The following is a 17,137-nucleotide window of genomic DNA, read 5'->3' on the forward strand; positions in this document are numbered from 1 at the left end:
CCGATTCCGCCCGCCTGATGCCGACTGGACCTTTGGGTGGTGTCCGTCACCTTGGGCCCTCTCAGGATGCGGTTCGGGCCCGGATGCCCTTTCCTTGATGCGGGGGCGTGCGGAGGCGCGCGTTCCCGCTCGGCCCTCGGCCACCCCACCTTGCCCTGTCACGCCGCCATCGTTGCCGGCGCGTTCCACCCTGCACGGACGGAGTTCGATGTGACGACCCTGCGGGCCGGCGAGCAGACCGCCACCGCCACGGACCGGCTCTGCCGGCCCAGCACCACCTCACGGTCCCAGACCCCGCAGCCGGCGCTCCCGCAGCCCCACGGCTGTGGGGTGCCCCCGCAGACCCGCCGCATCCTCATGCTCTCCTGGGAGTACCCGCCGGTGCTCGTCGGCGGCCTCGGCCGCCACGTGCACGCCCTCTCCGTCGCCCTGGCCGCCGCCGGCCACGAGGTCACCGTCGTCACCCGCCACGCCGACGGCGCGCCCCTGGAGGAGTACGCCGACGGCGTCCGCGTCCTGCGCGCCGCCGAGGACCCGGTCGCCTTCCCCCTGGCCACCGGCAGCCTCCTCGCCTGGACCATGGCCTTCAACCACACCCTCACCCGCGCCGCCCTGCGCGCCACCGAATCCGGCAGCTACGACGTCGTCCACGCCCACGACTGGCTCGTCGCGCACACCGCGATGACCCTGCGGGACCACCTCGACATCCCGCTGGTCAGCACGATCCACGCCACGGAGGCGGGCCGGCACCAGGGCTGGCTGCCGCAGGAGATGAACCGCACCATCCACGGCGTCGAGCAGTGGCTGAGCTCCGAGTCCAACCGGGTCATCGTCTGCTCGGGCTACATGCGCGACGAGGTCGGCGCGCTGTTCGACGTGCCGGCCGCGCGGGTCGACGTGGTGCCCAACGGGGTGGAGCCGCACCGCTGGAAGGTGCCGACGTCGGCGGTCGCCTCGGCCCGGGCCCGGTTCGCCGGGGACGGCCCGCTGGTCACCTTCGCCGGCCGGCTGGTCTACGAGAAGGGCGTGCAGCACCTGCTGGCCGGGCTGCCCCGGCTGCGCGAGCGGCACCCAGGGCTGCGCGCGGTGATCGTCGGCGACGGGCCGTACAAGCCGGCGCTGGAGGCCGAGGTGCACCGGCTCGGCCTCGGCGGCACGGTCAGCATGCCGGGCTTCCTCGGCGGCACCGACCTGCCCGCCGTGATGGCCGCCTCGGACTGCTTCGCGGTGCCGAGCATCTACGAGCCGTTCGGCATGGTCGCCCTGGAGGGGGCGGCGGCCGGGGCGCCCCTGGCGGTCGCCTCGACGGGCGGCCTGGCCGAGATCGTCGAGCCGGGCGTGACCGGGATGACGTTCGCCCCGCAGGACCCGGCGGGGCTCACCGAGGCGGTGCACGCCCTGCTGTCCGACACCGAGCGCGCCCGGGCGCTGGCCCGCCGGGCCCGGCGGATGGTCCACGAGCAGTACGGCTGGGCCGCCATCGCGCGCCGCACGGCCGACGCGTACGCCTCGGCGATCGCCAAGGCCCCGGCGTTCACCGCCGAGCGCGCCGAGCGGCGGATGAGCGGGGGCGACGCCCAGCGGCGGGTCGCCGAGGGCAACCTGCTGGCCGCCGCCGGCCTGCGCTGAGGCGCAAGGAAGGGCCCCCTGTTAACGCATTCCGCATAGCAGGGGGCCCTTCTTAACCACGAACAGGCGCGTCAGCGGTCGGCGGGCCGCTCGTAGGCGCGCTCCGGGGAGCCGATGTAGATCTGCCGCGGGCGACCGATCTTGGTCTCCGCGTCGCCGAGCATCTCCCGGTACTGGGCGATCCAGCCGGGCAGCCGGCCGAGGGCGAACAGCACGGTGAACATCTTCGTCGGGAAGCCCATGGCCTTGTAGATCAGGCCGGTGTAGAAGTCCACGTTCGGGTAGAGCCGGCGGGACACGAAGAAGTCGTCCGCGAGGGCGATCTCCTCCAGCTGCATCGCGATGTCCAGCAGCGGGTCCGGCTTGGCCATCCGGCCGAGGACGTCCTGCGCGGCCTTCTTCACGATCGCGGCCCGGGGGTCGTAGTTCTTGTAGACCCGGTGGCCGAAGCCCATCAGCTTCACGCCGTCCTGCCGGTCCTTGACCTTGCGGACGAAGGACTGCACGTCGCCGCCGTCGAGCTGGATCTTCTCCAGCATCTCCAGCACGGCCTGGTTGGCGCCGCCGTGCAGCGGGCCGAACAGGGCGTTCACCCCGGCCGAGACCGAGGCGAAGAGGTTGGCGTTGCTGGAGCCGACCAGCCGCACGGTCGACGTGGAGCAGTTCTGCTCGTGGTCGGCGTGCAGGATGAACAGCATGTCCAGCACCTTGGCCATGACCGGGTCGACCTCGTACGGCTCCGCCGGCACGCCGAACGTCATCCGCAGGAAGTTCTCCACGTAGCCCAGGGAGTTGTCCGGGTACAGCAGCGGCTGCCCGATCGACTTCTTGTAGGCGTACGAGGCGATGGTGGGGACCTTCGCCATCAGCCGGACGGTGGACATCTCGACGTGGTCGGCGTCGAACGGGTCCAGGCTGTCCTGGTAGAAGGTCGAGATGGCGCTGACGGCCGAGGAGAGCACGGCCATCGGGTGCGCGTCGCGGGGGAAGCCGTCGAAGAAGCGGCGCATCTCCTCGTGCAGCAGGGAGTGCCGCCGGATCCGCTCGCTGAACTCGTCGAGCTGCTGCTGGCCGGGCAGCTCACCGTAGATGAGCAGGTACGAGACCTCCAGGAAGGAGGACTTCTCGGCCAGCTGCTCGATCGGGTAGCCCCGGTACCGCAGGATGCCCGCGTCGCCGTCGATGTAGGTGATCGCGGAGGAGCAGGCCGCGGTGTTCACGAAACCGGGATCGTACGTGGTCATCCCGGTTTCCTTGAGGAGCTTACTCACGCCGATGCCGGCGGGGCCCTCGACCGCCGACTGCACCGGCATCGACAGCTGCCCACCGGGGTGATCGAGCTTGACTTCCGTCATGTGTTCCTCGCTTCGCCGGCAGATCTACGTTGAAATTGCCTTCGCTTTTACCGTAAACACGGTTGCGGGGACACCGCCCGTCGTGGTTCCGCAGGTGAGGTATGCGTCACCCGATTCCCGGCAGGTGGGCCCGGAAACCCGGGGGTCGGAGACCGACCTCGAACGGGGCCAATGTGACAAAAGGCCCCCGATCGCGCACGAAGCGTGACCGGGGGCCCGGTGGGCAGCAGGGATGAAACTCTCAGGAAATACTCAGGTGACGCAGCTCGCCGTCCGGGCCGATCCGGTAGAGGTCCACGCGGTTGTCCCCGGCGCGGAACAGTCGGTCGTCGGTGAGGAAGGCCGCGAACCGGCGGCCACCGGCATCCGGCGGCACCACCGGGACGACCGCCCCGATCCGCCCGTTGACGGCGACGGCGAGCAGCGTGCCGTCGCGTACCGATGCCGGCACCGTGCCCCAGACCAGGGCCGGCAGCTCGCCGGTGTCCGGGTCGACGGCGCGGAAGGCGGCGAGGTCGGCGACCCGCGCCGACCCGCCGGCCGGGCGTTCGCCCACGGTCGTGCCGACCAGCGGGTGCGGCTTCGGCAGCGGCGGCGGCGCGGGCACCCCGCCGGTGATCGTGACCGGTTCCCCCGGCCGGTCGTAGAAGCGCTTGTCGGCGCGACCGCGCGGGGCCTGCCGGGCCGAGTTCCCGTCGACCCGCCAGGGGATCCGCACGTGCGCGTAGTCGGCGACGGTGGGCAGCAGGTCGACGTGCTCCCAGTTGCGGTCGTCGACCCGGCCGGCGCGCTGCCCGGGCTCCTTGACGAACATCGGCACCCAGGCCACCTGCCCGGCCGCCGCGCGGATCGCGTCCAGCCCCCGCCCCTGGGCCCCGTTGTCGAAGCTGACCCCGTGGTCGGCGGTGACCACCAGCAGGGCCCGGTCGTAGAGGCCGGTGGCGCGCAGCGTGCGCAGCGTCTCGCCGATCAGCCGGTCGGTGTACTCCAGTTGGGCCAGGTGCCGCCGCCGGGCCAGCTCGACCCAGCCCACGCCGTCGTTGGGCAGGTCCTCCGGGGCGGCGTAGCGGGCCCCCGAGGGCAGAAACTGCCACGGCGCGTGCGGCATCAGCAGGTGCAGGAAGTGCAGGGTGGGCCGGTCGCCGGGACGCAGCCCGGCCAGGAAGCTGGCGAACCGGGCCGGCTGGTTGGCGTTCAGCCGGTCCCAGCGGAACTTCGGGTCGGCGGGGACGGGCTCGGCGGCGTCCAGCCCCGCCTCGGCGGCGGTCTGCTCGCGGTAGGACTCCTCCGGGTCGACGTGGCTGTCGACCGGGGCGGCGACCTGACCCAGCAGCTTCCCGCTCTCCCGGACCAGGGTGCCGAGCCCCTGCCGGGGGCTGGCCGGCTGGTCGCAGCGGCTGGGCGGGCAGAGCCGGGTGATGCTCTCCTCGGCCCGGATGTCGTACAGGCCGCCGAGGGCGGTGAACAGGTTGTCGGGGTACTGCGAGTAGTGCGGGGCGACCGGCTTCGCCGGGTAGCGGCCGGTGAGCATGGCCGGCAGCGCGTACGGCGTCCAGCCGCTCACCCCGGTGGCGTCGCGGTACCAGGTGGAGCCGCCGGCCAGCTCCGCGAAGTGCGGGTAGCGGGCGGCGTCGATCCGCCCGTCGGGGCCGAGCAGGGAGACCAGGGGCAGCTCGTCGAGGATCAGCATGACCACCGGCGGGTGCCCGCCCGGGGCGGCCACCCCGGCCGCGCCGGCGTCGCCCCGCGGCAGCACCACCGCCGAGGCCGGCGAGGCGAACAGGAACAGCGCCACGAAGGCCGCGGGCCCGGCCGAGGCCACCCGCAGCGCCAGGCCCGGCCCGCGCCACCGCCGGTGCGCCGCCGCCCCGGCCGCGCCGGCCAGCACGGCGACGATCAGCAGCGGTACGCCCCGCAGGGGCGTGACGTGCCGGCCCACCTGCACGGCGAGGGCGGCCAGCAGCAGGCCGACGAGCACCGTGTGCACGGCCGAGCGGGCGGCCCGCCCCGCCAGCCGGCTCGCCGCCCCGAGCAGCGCCAGCACCAGCGTGGGCACGGCGGTGATCAGCGCGACCAGGGCCAGGGTCTCGCCGCGGGTGGCCCGGTGGAACAGGAAGAAGTCGGGACTGCGGCCCAGCACGTCGAGCATCGGCTGGGTGACCACCAGCCCGACCAGGGCCGTGACCTCCAGCAGCCGGCGCAGCTCGGCCCGCCAGCCGGAGGGCCCGGTGGGCCGGCCCGGAGCCGCCTCGGCGGTGGGCGGCGCGGGAGCGACCGGGGGCGCGACGGTCGCGTCAACCACCCGTCACCGCCTGGTAGAGCGTCCGGGTGCCGCCGGGCAGCTCGACCCGCCGCTCGACGCGGCACCGGGTGGCGAGCAGCCGGGCGAACTCGTCGGGCCGGTAGTCGGGGAAGAGGCCGGCCGGCTTGTCGGCCAGCAGCCGCCGGGCCATCGGGTCCTCGGGGTGGACGAACTCGACCACCAGCCGGCCGCCGGGGACGCAGGCGTCGGCGAGCTGGTCGACGACCTGCGCCAGCGGCACGTTGCGCCCGATCGCCAGGTGGTGCACGACGGCGAGGGCCAGCACCAGGTCGGCCCGCGCCCGGGTGGCGAACGCGGCCCGTTCGACGCCCCGCCAGCCGCCGCCGGGCGACGGGTCGGCCAGGTCCAGCACCAGCGGCAGCACCCGCCGCTGCTCCTCGGCGCGCAGCGCCGCGTACAGCTCGTCGACCACGGCCGCGTCCTGCTCGACGGCGACGACGTAGCCGGCGTAGCGGGCGGCGAGGCGGGCGTACCGGCCGTCGTTGGCGCCCAGGTCGAGCACCAGGCCGGGCGGCGTGCCGGCGGTCAGCGCCAGCTCGACGAAGCGTTCCTTCGCGGCGCGGTCGGCGGCGGAGTAGCTGCACGTGCGCTGGTAGTCGGCCCAGTGGCTGCGCGCCTGGCGGGGACGCAGCCGGCCGACCAGCCGCTCGATGCGGCGGACGGCGGCCAGCGCCAGCTCCCGGGAGAACCCGGCGCCGCGCAGTTGCTCGCGCACCTCGCCGGTGGCGGCGTCGGCGTTGCGCTGCTGCATGGCCGAGTGCAGGTGCACGTGGGTGGGCACGCCGGGCAGCAGCCGCCGGACGCCGGTGAACAGCCGGCGCATCTGCTCCGCGGGGATCCCGTCGACCTGGGCCCGCAGCCAGGGCTGGAAGTCCACGCCGAGGTGCGCGGTGAGCAGCAACGGGTAGAGCATGGTCTGGCAGAACTGCCGGTAGCCGGCCCAGGGTTCGCCGTCGCGGGCCGGCTCGAACGAGCCGACGTCGATGAAGACCGGCGCGACGCCGCGCCACTGGAGGTTGTAGGCCGAGCCGTCCTTGGTGGTGAAGCCGGCGGTCAGCGCGGCACGCAGGATCTCCAGGTGCAGCAGGGCCGCGTCGCGGAGCATGCCGAACGACCACTCGTACGGGTGGGAGACGAACGGGATGCGTTCGTGACGCAGCACGGCGGCCCACTGCCCGCCGGCCCCGGCGGCGAACCTGGCCGGTTCGACGGGCTCGGTGCCGCAGACCTTGCCGGCCGCGAGCAGCGGCGGGAAGAAGTCGCTGGCGGACAGGGCCCGCCAGTCCCGGGCCGCCCGGGCGTCGAGGCCGCGCAGCACCTCCCCGTCGGCGTAGAAGACGCGGTTGGCCGGGTCGCGGAACGAGCCGGGGTCGACCCGGACGTCGGTGTGCGGGACGGTCATCGCCGGTGCGCCCCCGCTCAGGAGCGGTCGGTGCGCTGGCGGCGGTACCGGGCCGTCAGCCGACGCCAGTAGAGCTTCGCGGCCACCGCCACTCCGGCCACCCCGCCGACCACCGCCTGCACGATCAGGCTGCCGGATCCCGCATCCAGGTAGGCCAGGTGCATCACGGCCGCTCCTTCCCCTCGCCGTCTCGGAGCCGACCCCGGGCACCCGCCAATCTGGGGTGTTCATGCCCAAAAGCCGGACTTGTCTCATTGCCACCGTACGCGACGCCCGGCCCCGTCGAGGCCACACCGGCTACTCCGGCCGCCGATCGGCGCGGTGTCCGATCCGTTCAAGACGCCCACGTCGCCCCGGCCGTACGGTCGGCGGTATGACACCTCACTTCGACCTCGTCGGCACGACCGTCGCCGACATGGCCCGCACCCTCGACTTCTACCGCCGCCTGGGGCTGGACATCCCGGCCGGCGCGGAGGCCGAGCCGCACGTGGAGGTCACGTTGGACAACGGGCTGCGGCTGGCCTGGGACACGGTGGAGACGATCCGTTCCTTCGACCCGGGCTGGACGCCGCCGACCGGCTCGCCCCGGATGAGCCTGGCGTTCCGGTGCGCCGACCCGGCGGAGGTGGACCGCTGCTGGGCCGAGCTGACGGGGGCCGGGTTCCACGGCCACCTGCCGCCGTGGGACGCGGTCTGGGGCCAGCGGTACGCCGTCCTGCACGACCCCGAGGGCAACGGGGTGGACCTGTTCGCCCCGCTGCCGACGGCCGGCTGACCGGGCCGCCGCGCGGCGGCGGCTGCGCGGGCCGGTGCCGGGCGGCTGCGCGGGCCGGTGCCGCACGGCCGGGGCGGGCCGGGGCCGGGCGGCAGCGCATCGGGCCGGGGCGGCTCAGCCGCGCAGCAGGACGGCGGGCGGGACGCCGGCCAGATCGCGCACGTCCCGGCTCAGGTGGGCCTGGTCGGCGTAGCCGCCGACCGCGGCCACCTCGGCCAGCGGCGTGCCGGCCCGGGCCAGGGCGAGCGCCCGGCGCATCCGCAGGATGCGGGCGAGGGTCTTCGGGCCGTACCCGAACAGGGCCCGGCAGCGTCGGTGCAGCGCCCGGGGGGTCAGGCCGACCTCGGCGGCGGCCTCGGCGACCGGCCGCCCGGCGGCGAGCAGCCCGGCGACGCGCGTGCCCAGCGGGTCGGGCCCGCCGGCCGCGGCGAGCCGGTCGGCCGCGAGCGCCGCCAGCCCGGTGCCGGTGGGCCGCCCGCCCAACCGCTCGGCGGCCTCCCGGGCGGCCCGGCCCCACAGCGACTCCAGCGGCACCCGGGCGTCGCGCAGCGCGTCGGCGGGGACGCCGAAGACCGCCGGGCCGACGCCGGGCGGCAGCCGCAGCCCCAGCCACCGCTCCCCCGGCGCGGAGACGCTCAGGTGGGCCGTGCGGTCGGGACCGGCGACCAGCAGCCCGGCGCGGCTGGACCAGAGCAGGTCGAGGCAGCCGTCGGGCAGCACCCGGCTCGGGGTGCCGTCGCTGGTGGCGGTCCACAGCACCGCGCCGGGCAGGGCCGCCGGCCGTTCCTGGTACATCCGGCCCAGCATTCCACGCCGCCGCGCCGCCCGGAGAACGCGCCCCACGCCCCGGCGCAGATCGGGCGAAACACCCCTCGGCAATGCGCCGGAAACCGCGCCGCCACACACCGGCAGCCGAACCCGAGTTTTCCACGCCCTGACGTTGTCGCAGCTCTTGTGCAGGGCGAACGTTTGTGCAACGCTCTCCAGCCAAGTGAGCAATCGTTTGCGCAGGAGGGTGGTCCGGTGCGGATCGCGGTGTTGGCAACCGGTGGGACGATCGCGTCCCGCCTGGCTCCCGACGGGACCCTGGCGGTGACCGACTCCGTCGCCGAGCTGCTCGGGAACGTCCCGGACCTGGCCGACGTCGAGATCTGCGGCTTCGACCTCTCCCACCGACCGAGCTTCACGCTGACCCTCGACGACATGCTCGGCACCGTCCGCGCGGTACGCGCCAAGCTCACCGGCGGCTTCGCGGGGGTGGTGGTCACGCACGGCACCGACACGCTGGAGGAGGCCGCATACCTCACCGGCCAGCTGACCAGCCGGAACGCCCGCGTCGTGCTGACCGGCGCGCAGCGCGGGGCCGACGAGCCGGACTCCGATGCCGCACGCAACCTCCTCGACGCGATCCGGGTGGCCACCGCGCCGGAGCCGGTCGGCGCAGCGATCGTGCTCGGCGGGGTGGCCTGCGCCGCCGTGGAGGGCCGCAAGGTGCACACCTCGGCGGTCTCGGCGTTCTCCGGCGGCCCGGCCGGCGCGCTGGCGCTGGTGGACCCCGACGGGGTCCTGCGGCTGTCGGCCCCGGTGCGGGGCGGCCACTACGCGGGCCGCCCCGTGCCCGACCGGCTGCCCCGGGTCGACCTGGTCAAGCTCGTCGCCGGGGCCGACGGCACCCACCTGCGCGCCTCGCTGCGGGCCGGGGCCGCGGGCGTCGTCGTCGAGGCGTTCGGGGCCGGCAACGCCCCGCCCTCCGTCGCCGAGGCCGTCCGCGAGGCGCACGAGCAGGGCGTGCCGGTGGCCATCACCAGCCGGACGGGGGCGGGACGGGTCCGGCCCATCTACTCCGGCGGCGGGGCCGACCTGGCCCGGGCCGGCGCGCTCTTCGCCGGGGACCTCACCGGCAGCCAGGCGCGGGTCGCCCTGGCCCTGGCCCTGGCCCTCGATGGACCCGACGCGGTGCCGCAGGCGCTGTCGAACCTGGTGGAAGGACGCCGACCGTGAAGACCGAAGCCGTGATGATGAACGAGTACGGCGGCCCGGACGTGCTCACCCTCGCCGAGCCGGAGCTTGCCGAGCCCCGTCCGGACGAGGTCCGGCTGCGCGTGCTCGCCGTCGCCGTCAACCACCTCGACGCCGACCTGCGCAGCGGCGTGTCCCGGATGGACCTGCGCCTGCCCCACGTGCTCGGCCGCGAGATCGTCGGGGTGGTGGAGGCGGTGGGCGACGCCGTGGCCGGCCGCCGTCCCGGCGACCGCGTCCTGGCGCTGCCGAACACCCCCTGCGGCGGGTGCGAACGGTGCCTGACCGGGCGGGCGAACCTCTGCCCCCGGGCGGACATGCCGGGGATCACCCGGTGGGGCGGCTACGCGCGGCACGCCGTCGTCTCCGGCCGGGGCCTGCTGGACATCGGCGACCTCGACCCGGTGCTGGCCGCGTCGACGCCCATCTCCTTCGGCACGGCCTGGCGCACCCTCTACTCGATCGGGCGGCTGGCCCCCGGCGAGTGGGTCCTCGCCCCCGGCGCCGCCGGTGGGCTGGGACACGCCGTGGTCCAGCTCGCCAAGCTCGGTGGCGCCCGCGTGGTCGGGCTCATCGGCGACCCGGCGAAGGCCGACTTCGTCTCCGCCCTCGGCGCCGACGCGGTGCTGAGCACCCGCGACGACGACTGGCCGCAGCGCGCCCGCGCGGCGACCGGGGGCGCCGGGTTCGACGTGATCGTCGAGCACATCGGCGGCGACGTGTTCGAGGCCGCCCTCGGCACCCTCGCGCCGACCGGCCGGATGGTCGTCGCCGGTGGGCACGCCGGCGAGCACCCGCGCCTGGACGTGATCGAGACGTTCCGCAACGAGTACGAGCTGCGCGGCTCCCGCAGCCAGCGGCCCGACGAGATCGCCCGGGTGCTGGCGCTGGTCGCGGCGGGACGGCTCAGCCCCCGCGTCGACGCGGTCCTCCCGCTGGCCGACGCCGCGCACGCGCACCGGGCGCTGGCCCAGCGTCGGGTGCTCGGCAAGCAGGTGATCGCCCCATGAGCCCGTGGACCGGCCGCCCCGGCGACCCGGCCCCCGTCGGCCGGGCGGCCGTCGCGCCCGACGGCGAGGTGCTGCCCGAACTGGTGGCCACGGGCGTCGCCGCCGCAGACGCGCTGCTGGCCACCGCTGCCGGGCAGCAGCAGGTCCGGCGCGTCGCGGCCCGGCTGACCGCCAACGCGGTCGCCGCCCGCGGTCACCTGCCGGCCGGCCTCGCCCCGCCCGGCCGCCCCGACGGGCGGTGCACCCTGCTGGCTGCCCAGGGCGCGACGGACTCCCCCGACCGGGCCGCGGCCGCGACGGCGGCGGCGATCACCACCACCCAGTGCGACGAGGGGCTCCGGGAGGCCCGCGGGCACCCCGGCCTGCACGCGTACGCCGCCGCCCTGGCCGCGACCGAGGACGCCGACGGCGACCTGCGGACGCTGCTGCGCGCCCTGGCCGTCGGCTGGGAGGTGGGCGCCCGCCTCGGCCTGCTGCTGGGCCCGCTGCGTGCCGGGGTGCACCCGCACGGCGGCTGGGGCACCGCAGCGGCGGCGGCCGCCGCCGGGGTGGTCGCGGGGCTGGACACCGCCGGCATCGCCGACGCCGTCAACCTGGCGCTGACCGTCGCGCTGGCCGGCCCCGACGACTCGACCCGGCGGGGGACGCCGGCCCACCACCTGCTGCCCGCATTCGGCACCGCCGCCGGTCTGACGGTCGCGTACCTGGTGCGCGACGGCTTCCCGGCGACCGGGCCGGCGACGGCCCACCTCGGCCGTACCGCCCACCAGGGCCCGCCCACCCCGGTGGGGGTCGACGCCGCCCTGGCGACCCAGCCGCTGCTGCCCGACGCCTACTTCAAGCCGGTCGGGGTGTGCGCGCACGCCCTCACCGGTTGGACGGCGGCGCGGTCGCTGGCCCGCGACGTCCGGGGCGTCGACGTCGCCGCGGTCACCGTGCACACCTACGCCGGCGCGGCCCTGCTCGCCGAGCGGTTCCCCGCCAACCGGCTGGCCCGGCAGTTCAGCATCCCCTGGGCTGTGGCCTGCGGGCTGCTGGGCCTGGACCCCGGCGTCGCCGACGGACGGGTCGAGGCGGCCCGGCACGCCGAGGCGGCCCGGATCGCCGCGCGGGTCACGGTCCACCACGACCCCGGCCTGGACGACGGCTACCCGCACGGCCGCCCGGCCGTGGTCGAGCTGCGCGACCGGGCCGGCCGGCGGCACACCGCCCGGGCCCGCTTCCACCCCGGCGACCGGGAGGCCCCGCTGTCGCCGGACGAGCTGGCCGCCGTGGACGCCGCGCTGCTGCGCACGGCCGGTCCGCCGGCCGGTGCCACGGAGCTGCTGCGGGCGCTGGCCCAGGCGCCCGGCTCCGCCTCCCTGCGGCACCTCACCGCGCCCGTGCGCGGCGAGGCGTCGTCCCCCACCGGCGGCCCGGGGCCGGCCCCCGCCGCGCCGGGCACCTCCCGCAGAAAGGACACGGCTTCATGGTGAGCAGAGTGGAACCCGGCACCGAGCGGGACTTCCTCGGCTACGGGGCGGACCTGCCCCGCGTCGAGTGGCCCGGCGGCGCGCGGGTCGCGGTCAGCCTGTGCCTCAACTACGAGGAGGGCGCCGAGCACAGCCTCCTCGACGGCGACGACGTCAACGAGTGGGTGGGCGAGATCTCGTACACCCCGACCAGCGCGGCGCACCGCGACCTGTCCCAGGAGTCCGTGTACGAGTACGGCAGCCGGGCCGGGGCGTGGCGGCTGCTGCGGCTGTTCGAGCGGATGGACACGCCGGTCACGGTGTACGGCTGCGCCGAGGCGCTGGCCCGTAACCGGCCCCTGACGAAGGCGTTCGTCGAGGCCGGTCACGAGATCTGTTCCCACGGGTTGCGGTGGCGGGAGCCGTCGGGCATGACCGAGGAGCAGGAGCGCGCGGAGATCCGGCGGGCGGTGGACCTGATCGGCGAGCTGTGCGGCGAGCGGCCGGTGGGCTGGTACTCCCGGTACGCGCCGTCGGAACGGACCCGGCGGCTGCTCGTCGAGGAGGGCGGCTTCCGGTACGACTCCAACGCCTACAACGACGACCTGCCGTACTGGGTGGACGTGGCGGGCACGCGGCACCTCGTCGTGCCCTACACCCACACGTACAACGACGGCCGGTTCGCCTTCAGCCCCGGCTACGCCAACCCCACGGACTTCTTCGAGAACTGTCGGCGCGGCATCGAGTACCTGTGGGAGGAGGGCGAGACCTCCCCGAAGATGATCTCCATCGGCCTGCACGCCCGGCTGATCGGCCAGGCCGGCCGCGCCTCGGCGCTGCGTGACCTCATCGCCTGGGCGCAGGAGCTGCCCGGGGTCTGGTTCGCCCGCCGCCGCGACATCGCCGACTGGTGGCACGCCAACTACCCGGACCTGCCCGCGCACGGGGGTCGCTGAGATGCGTATCGAGATCGACAACGTGGCCAAGGGCTACCCGCGCGCCGACGGTTCGCGGCTGTCGGTGGTCGGCAACCTGAGCACGGCCGTGGAGGCGCAGGAGTTCGTCTGCGTCATCGGGCCGAGCGGGTGCGGCAAGTCGACGCTGCTGGGGCTGCTGGGCGGCCTGCGCCGGCCCGACAGCGGGGAGATCCGGTTCGTCGGGGACCGCGGCGCCGAGGGTCCCCTCACCTCGATCGTCTGGCAGGACTACGCGCTGATCCCCTGGCGCTCCATCGTGGACAACGTCGCGTTCGGGCTGGAGCTGCGAGGGGTCTCGGCCCGGCGGCGTCGGGAGGTCGCCCGGGAGCACCTGGCGATGATGGGCATCGAGGCGTTCGCCGACGCCAAGCCGCACGAGCTCTCCGGCGGGATGCGCCAACGCGCCGGCATCGCCCGGGCGCTGGCCAGCGACCCCGAGGTGCTGCTGATGGACGAGCCGTTCGCGGCCGTCGACGCGCAGACCCGGACCCTGCTGCAGGACGAGCTCCTCCAGGTCTGGTCGCGCAACCGCAAGACGGTCCTGTTCATCACGCACAGCATCGAGGAGGCGCTGCTGCTGGCGGACCGGATCATCGTCCTCGGCCCCCGGCCCACCCGGGTGGTGGAGGAGATCCGGGTGCCGTTCCCCCGGCCCCGCGACCGTGACGTGGAGCTGGACCCGCGCTTCACGGAGCTGAAGCGCCACCTGTGGGCGCAACTGCGGGACGCCACCCTGGCCGCCGAGTGGGCCGAAGCGAAGGGGGAACGATGAGCGAGAGCAGCGTGCCGACCCGCGACCGGGCGGCCGGGCAGCCCGCGCCGCCGGTGGTCCGCTACGCGGTGGACCCACGGGCGGAACGCCCACCGGGCCGGCTGTTCCGGCTGCTCAGCAGCGGCGCGGGCAGCATCGTCCCGGTGGCCGTGGTGTTGCTGCTGTGGCAGGCCGGCAGCATGGCGGGACTGATCGACGAGACGTTCTTCCCCGCCCCGTCGGAGTGCGTCCGGGCCCTGGTCGGGCTCGTCACCTCCGGTGAGCTGCTGCCGAACGTCGGCATCACGGCGCGGCGGATCCTGCTCGGGTTCCTGCTCGGCGTGATCCCGGCGACCCTGCTCGGCATCGCGATGGGCCGGTCCCGCTGGATCCGGGTGCTGGTCGACCCGCTGATCGCGATCACCTACCCGATCCCGGTGGTGGCCATCCTGCCGCTGCTGCTGGTCATCTTCGGCACCGGCGGGCGGCCGATCGTGGTGCTCGCCGGGATCATCTCGTTCTTCCCCGCGGTGGTGAACGCGATGTCCGGGGTGCTCCAGGTCGACGAGCGGCTCATCCTGATGGCCCGCAACCTCGGTGCCGGCCGGCAGCAGATCCTGTGGAAGATCATCCTGCCCGGCGCGCTGCCGTCCATCTTCGCCGGCATCCGGCTGGCCGCCGGGCTGGCCCTGCTGGGCACCATCGCCGGCGAGTTCCTTGCCGCCAGTGACGGGATCGGGTCGATGACCTGGCGTTACTGGCAGATCTATCAGATCGACAACATGTACGCCACGCTCGCGGTCATCGCGGCGATGGGCTTCCTGCTCACCACGGTGACGTTGCGGGTGCAGCGACGCTTCTTCGGCTGGACGGAGGGTCAGAAATGAGATTGACGAGGACGGGTGTGCTCGCCGGGGTGCTGGGCGTCTCGCTGTTGCTCGGCACCGCCGCGTGCGGTGACGACGCGGCGGAGTCGACCGGGTCCGGCGGGCCCGACAAGGTGACGGTGAACTCGCTGGAGATCCTGTCGTTGGCGCCGATGATGGTGGCCGACGCGAAGGGCTTCTTCGGCAAGCACGACGTCGAGGTGGAGTTCAGCAACGCCGACATCTACTCCCGGCTGGCGGTGCAGGGACAGGGCAAGCTGGACGTGAACATCCCCGGCACCGGCGGCGCGCTGTTCAACGCGGTCAACCAGGGCCTGCGGGTGCGGGTGGTCGCCGACCGTCAGCAGTACCGGTGCGCGTCGGACAACCTGCTGTTGGCCCGGACCGCCGCGTACGACGGCGGGCTCAAGGGCATCGCCGACCTCAAGGGCAAGAAGGTGGCCATCCTGGCCAAGGGGTCGAGCACCGAGTACTGGCTGGACCGGGCGCTGGGGCAGGTCGGGTTGAAGCAGTCGGACCTCGGGCAGGTCGTGACGTTGAGCTACCCGGACACCGCCAACGCGCTCAAGAGCGGGGCGGTCGACGCCGGCTTCCTCGTGGAGCCGCTGGCGTACCAGCTCATCAGCGACGGGCAGGCCAAGCGGATGCTGGCGATGAACGAGGTGGCCCCCAACCAGGAGCAGGGCCTCATCACCATGTCCCAGGACTTCATCGACAAGCGCCCCGAGGTGGCGGCCCGGTGGATGGCCGGCTGGCTGGAGGGCGTCCGCTTCTACCAGGACCCGGCCAACCGGGACGAGGTCGTCAAGATCGTCTCCGAGCGGACCAAGGTCCCGGCCGAGACGATCGGCAAGCTCTACGGCACCGACCAGTGGCCGTACATGGACCCCAACGGGCGGGTGGACACCGCGACGGTGGTCGCCGAGGACGGCAAGTGGCTGCTCGACAACAAGATCATCGAGAAGCTGCCGGAGGTCTCCGGGTGGCACGACGGCTCCGTCGTCGACGCCGCCCTGAAGATCGTCGGTGAGGTGCCGGTGAACCGGGACTGCTCCTCGGTGCAGAAGCTGGAGTCCTGATGTACCCCCGTCCGAGCCGGCTGGCCACCGTCCTGCGCGACGGCGGGGTCGCCCTGGGCAGCCTCACCCTGCTCCAGGAACCGGCGCTCGGCGAGATCCTCGGCGTCCTCGGTTACGACTTCCTCGTCATCGACACCGAGCACGCCGCCGCCGACGAGCAGAGCGTGCTGGCGATGGTGCGGGCGGCCGGCTCGGCGGGGACCACCCCGTTGGTCCGGCTGCGCCGGATCGAGGAGAAGGACCTCCTGTGGTCCCTGGACAGCGGGGCCGGCGGGGTGGTGCTGCCCCTGGTGGAGACCTGGGCGCAGGCCGCCGAGGCGGCCCGGCTGACCCGCTATCCCCCGGCGGGGGACCGGACACTGTGCTCGGCGGCCCGCGCCGCCGGGCACGGCACCGCCCGGGGCGACTTCGACCGGTACCTGGCGTGGGCGGCGGAGAACACGACCACCGTCGCCCTGGTCGAGACGCCCGCCGGGCTGGCCAATCTGGACGACATCCTCGCCGCCGACCTGGACGTGCTCATGCTCGGCCGCGCCGACCTGTCGGTCAAGCTGGGCCTGGGCTACCAGCCGACCCATCCCGAGGTGGAGAAGCACGCGGTCGGGTTCGTCGACCGGGTGGTCGCCGCCGGCCGGGTCGCCGGGATGCTGGCCTACTCCCCCGAGGAGGCCCGCCGGTGGATCGACCGGGGCGTGCGGTTCGTCGTCTACTCGCAGCCGGAGATGCTGCTGTCCACCATGTACCGAGAGGCACGCGAACAGATCCTGGGAGGTGCGGCATGACCCTTCTGGTGACCGGCGGGGCCAGCGGGATCGGCGCGGCCGTGGTCGCGGCGGCGCGCAGCCGGGGCGAAACGGTGCACGTCGTCGACGTGACGACCGGGGTGGACGCCGCCGACCCGGTGGCGGTGGGAGAGTTCGTCGACGCGGTCGGCACCCCGGACCGCGTGGCGCACCTCGCCGGGGTGGTCAGCGCGGGCGGCATCGAGGAGACCAGCCTCGCCGAGTGGGAGCGGACGCTGCGCAACAACCTCACGTCCGCCTTCGTGGTGAGTCAGGCGGTGGTGCCCCGGATGGCGGCCCGGGGCGGCGGGTCGCTGGTGCTGATGAGCAGCCTCAACGCCCGCGACGGCGGGACCCGGCTCTCGGGCACGGCGTACGCGGCGGCGAAGGCCGGGGTGCTCGGCCTGATGCGGCACCTGGCCGTCGACTACGGGCCGCGCGGGGTGCGGGTCAACGCCGTCGCGCCCGGCCCGGTGGCGACACCGATGCACGACCGGCTCACCGCGCAGCAGAAGGCGGCCCTGCGGGGACGGATGCCGCTGGGACGGGTCGCCGCGGCGGAGGAGATCGCCGACATCGTGCTGTTCCTGCTGTCGGACTCCTGCGCCACGGTCACCGGGATGACCTTCGATGTGAACGGCGGCAGTCATCTCAGCTAGGTTGCCGGGGACCGGTTCGACGGCGGCGCGGGAGGCAC

General features: G+C 74.6%; 16 protein-coding genes. 11 read left to right on the forward strand and 5 right to left on the reverse strand.

What is annotated here, in order from left to right:
* Window positions 1-210: 210 nt before the first annotated feature.
* The gene (locus tag O7633_RS05005) at window positions 211-1,629 is read left to right on the forward strand and encodes a glycosyltransferase family 4 protein (RefSeq protein ID WP_282326353.1); all 1,419 of its coding nucleotides are present in this window, start codon (window positions 211-213) and stop codon (window positions 1,627-1,629) included.
* A gap of 71 nt (window positions 1,630-1,700) precedes the next feature.
* Here the strand turns inward: O7633_RS05005 and O7633_RS05010 are convergent, their stop codons facing one another.
* The 4 genes from O7633_RS05010 to O7633_RS05025 form a co-directional block, all read right to left on the reverse strand.
* Window positions 1,701-2,984 (reverse strand): citrate synthase, encoded by a 1,284-nt coding sequence (locus tag O7633_RS05010; protein WP_074473291.1) that lies wholly within the window; start codon window positions 2,982-2,984, stop codon window positions 1,701-1,703.
* A gap of 241 nt (window positions 2,985-3,225) precedes the next feature.
* Window positions 3,226-5,286: a sulfatase-like hydrolase/transferase gene (locus O7633_RS05015; RefSeq protein ID WP_282326355.1), complete on the reverse strand. Its 2,061-nt coding sequence runs from the start codon at window positions 5,284-5,286 to the stop codon at window positions 3,226-3,228.
* Entirely contained in the window at window positions 5,279-6,709 is a 1,431-nt protein-coding gene (locus O7633_RS05020; protein ID WP_282326356.1) for a class I SAM-dependent methyltransferase, read from the reverse strand. Before O7633_RS05020 ends, O7633_RS05015 begins: the two co-directional genes overlap by 8 nt.
* Before the next feature lie 17 nt (window positions 6,710-6,726).
* Complete coding sequence (locus O7633_RS05025) at window positions 6,727-6,876, reverse strand: hypothetical protein (protein ID WP_176734789.1); 150 nt, start codon at window positions 6,874-6,876, stop codon at window positions 6,727-6,729.
* Between the two features lie 206 nt (window positions 6,877-7,082).
* Here O7633_RS05025 and O7633_RS05030 point away from each other — a divergent pair, with 206 nt between their 5' ends.
* On the forward strand, window positions 7,083-7,484 hold the full coding sequence (locus O7633_RS05030) for a VOC family protein (RefSeq protein ID WP_282326357.1): 402 nt from the start codon (window positions 7,083-7,085) through the stop codon (window positions 7,482-7,484).
* A 114-nt stretch (window positions 7,485-7,598) separates the two neighbouring features.
* Here the strand turns inward: O7633_RS05030 and O7633_RS05035 are convergent, their stop codons facing one another.
* A complete protein-coding gene (locus tag O7633_RS05035) occupies window positions 7,599-8,279 on the reverse strand; it encodes a helix-turn-helix transcriptional regulator (protein ID WP_282326358.1) in 681 nt (226 codons plus the stop codon).
* A gap of 228 nt (window positions 8,280-8,507) precedes the next feature.
* Here O7633_RS05035 and O7633_RS05040 point away from each other — a divergent pair, with 228 nt between their 5' ends.
* The 9 genes from O7633_RS05040 to O7633_RS05080 are packed head-to-tail and all read left to right on the forward strand — an operon-like array spanning window position 8,508 to window position 17,099.
* Window positions 8,508-9,485 carry an asparaginase gene (locus O7633_RS05040; RefSeq protein WP_278135833.1) on the forward strand — a complete coding sequence of 326 codons (978 nt, stop codon included), beginning with the start codon at window positions 8,508-8,510 and terminating at the stop codon, window positions 9,483-9,485.
* Window positions 9,482-10,513: a zinc-binding dehydrogenase gene (locus O7633_RS05045; protein ID WP_278135834.1), complete on the forward strand. Its 1,032-nt coding sequence runs from the start codon at window positions 9,482-9,484 to the stop codon at window positions 10,511-10,513. The genes O7633_RS05040 and O7633_RS05045 overlap by 4 nt, the downstream gene beginning before the upstream one ends.
* Window positions 10,510-11,988 carry an MmgE/PrpD family protein gene (locus O7633_RS05050; RefSeq protein ID WP_282326361.1) on the forward strand — a complete coding sequence of 493 codons (1,479 nt, stop codon included), beginning with the start codon at window positions 10,510-10,512 and terminating at the stop codon, window positions 11,986-11,988. The genes O7633_RS05045 and O7633_RS05050 overlap by 4 nt, the downstream gene beginning before the upstream one ends.
* The gene (locus O7633_RS05055) at window positions 11,982-12,920 is read left to right on the forward strand and encodes a polysaccharide deacetylase family protein (protein ID WP_282326363.1); all 939 of its coding nucleotides are present in this window, start codon (window positions 11,982-11,984) and stop codon (window positions 12,918-12,920) included. Before O7633_RS05050 ends, O7633_RS05055 begins: the two co-directional genes overlap by 7 nt.
* Before the next feature lies 1 nt (window position 12,921).
* Window positions 12,922-13,713 carry an ABC transporter ATP-binding protein gene (locus tag O7633_RS05060; protein WP_282326364.1) on the forward strand — a complete coding sequence of 264 codons (792 nt, stop codon included), beginning with the start codon at window positions 12,922-12,924 and terminating at the stop codon, window positions 13,711-13,713.
* On the forward strand, window positions 13,710-14,579 hold the full coding sequence (locus tag O7633_RS05065; RefSeq protein ID WP_282326366.1) for an ABC transporter permease: 870 nt from the start codon (window positions 13,710-13,712) through the stop codon (window positions 14,577-14,579). Before O7633_RS05060 ends, O7633_RS05065 begins: the two co-directional genes overlap by 4 nt.
* Complete coding sequence (locus O7633_RS05070) at window positions 14,576-15,658, forward strand: ABC transporter substrate-binding protein (RefSeq protein ID WP_278135839.1); 1,083 nt, start codon at window positions 14,576-14,578, stop codon at window positions 15,656-15,658. The genes O7633_RS05065 and O7633_RS05070 overlap by 4 nt, the downstream gene beginning before the upstream one ends.
* A complete protein-coding gene (locus tag O7633_RS05075) occupies window positions 15,658-16,440 on the forward strand; it encodes an aldolase/citrate lyase family protein (RefSeq protein WP_282326369.1) in 783 nt (260 codons plus the stop codon). The genes O7633_RS05070 and O7633_RS05075 overlap by 1 nt, the downstream gene beginning before the upstream one ends.
* Window positions 16,437-17,099 carry an SDR family oxidoreductase gene (locus O7633_RS05080; RefSeq protein ID WP_278135841.1) on the forward strand — a complete coding sequence of 221 codons (663 nt, stop codon included), beginning with the start codon at window positions 16,437-16,439 and terminating at the stop codon, window positions 17,097-17,099. Before O7633_RS05075 ends, O7633_RS05080 begins: the two co-directional genes overlap by 4 nt.
* Window positions 17,100-17,137 lie beyond the last annotated feature (38 nt).

Origin of the sequence: Micromonospora sp. WMMD712 (assembly GCF_029581295.1) — a bacterium.
In the GTDB taxonomy this organism is placed as follows: domain Bacteria; phylum Actinomycetota; class Actinomycetes; order Mycobacteriales; family Micromonosporaceae; genus Micromonospora; species Micromonospora carbonacea.

What these genes read in the sequence shown, in the direction of transcription:
- O7633_RS05055 (WP_282326363.1), top strand. Translation starts at nt 11,982, where the DNA reads ATGGTGAGCAGAGTGGAACCCGGCACCGAGCGGGACTTCCTCGGCTAC.
- O7633_RS05070 (WP_278135839.1), top strand. Translation starts at nt 14,576, where the DNA reads ATGAGATTGACGAGGACGGGTGTGCTCGCCGGGGTGCTGGGCGTCTCG.
- O7633_RS05065 (WP_282326366.1), top strand. Translation starts at nt 13,710, where the DNA reads ATGAGCGAGAGCAGCGTGCCGACCCGCGACCGGGCGGCCGGGCAGCCC.
- O7633_RS05060 (WP_282326364.1), top strand. Translation starts at nt 12,922, where the DNA reads ATGCGTATCGAGATCGACAACGTGGCCAAGGGCTACCCGCGCGCCGAC.
- O7633_RS05030 (WP_282326357.1), top strand. Translation starts at nt 7,083, where the DNA reads ATGACACCTCACTTCGACCTCGTCGGCACGACCGTCGCCGACATGGCC.
- O7633_RS05035 (WP_282326358.1), bottom strand. Translation starts at nt 8,279, where the DNA reads ATGTACCAGGAACGGCCGGCGGCCCTGCCCGGCGCGGTGCTGTGGACC.
- O7633_RS05020 (WP_282326356.1), bottom strand. Translation starts at nt 6,709, where the DNA reads ATGACCGTCCCGCACACCGACGTCCGGGTCGACCCCGGCTCGTTCCGC.
- O7633_RS05075 (WP_282326369.1), top strand. Translation starts at nt 15,658, where the DNA reads ATGTACCCCCGTCCGAGCCGGCTGGCCACCGTCCTGCGCGACGGCGGG.
- O7633_RS05010 (WP_074473291.1), bottom strand. Translation starts at nt 2,984, where the DNA reads ATGACGGAAGTCAAGCTCGATCACCCCGGTGGGCAGCTGTCGATGCCG.
- O7633_RS05050 (WP_282326361.1), top strand. Translation starts at nt 10,510, where the DNA reads ATGAGCCCGTGGACCGGCCGCCCCGGCGACCCGGCCCCCGTCGGCCGG.
- O7633_RS05080 (WP_278135841.1), top strand. Translation starts at nt 16,437, where the DNA reads ATGACCCTTCTGGTGACCGGCGGGGCCAGCGGGATCGGCGCGGCCGTG.